Annotated in this window: 1 protein-coding gene; it reads right to left on the bottom strand. The window is 42.6% G+C overall.

Annotated elements, in window-relative coordinates; all coding sequences use genetic code 11:
* A partial coding sequence (locus tag WA338_RS18875) for a TonB-dependent receptor plug domain-containing protein (protein WP_336094576.1) occupies positions 1-559 on the bottom strand: 559 nt, incomplete at both ends.

Here is a 559-nt window from a genome sequence, read left to right as displayed (position 1 = left end):
TTGATAGTACTCTTGGCCGTCAAAACGCGGTCCCCAGGCGCTACTGGTGCTTCCTGTATTGTTACCATCTTCTGAACCTCCATAAGAATAATAAGGTTCACCGGCATCATTAAAACTTTTTCCGGTACCCTGACCGTACTCATATTGCCAGTCTGGCCAACGCTGAATTATATCAAGATTCACACTAGAGGTATAGGTAAGTCCCAAACCGCTTGTCTTTTTTCCCGATTTGGTGGTGATGATCAACGCACCATTTGCTGCACGGCTTCCATAAAGAGCAGTTGCCCCCGGACCTTTTAATACCGTTACACTTTTAATATCATCAAGATTGAGATCAGAAATAGCATTCCCATAATCAATAGGAGAATCTTCACCAATATAACTCGCAGAAGAGCCCGAAGTGGTCATCTCATTATTAACTGGAACTCCGTCAACAACAATGAGGGCATTATTTCCGTTAGGGTTTAATGAGTTGTTTCCGCGTAGTGTAATTTGCTGAGAGTTTAAAGGCCCGCTACCCGAAGAAACAATATTCAATCCTGCTACTTTACCTTTTAAT

The organism is Leeuwenhoekiella sp. CH_XMU1409-2, assembly GCF_037029365.1.
GTDB classification, from domain to species: Bacteria; Bacteroidota; Bacteroidia; order Flavobacteriales; family Flavobacteriaceae; genus Leeuwenhoekiella; species Leeuwenhoekiella blandensis.
The sequence above is the reverse complement of the archived record's forward strand: the minus strand, read 5'-3'. Positions and strand labels throughout refer to the sequence as shown.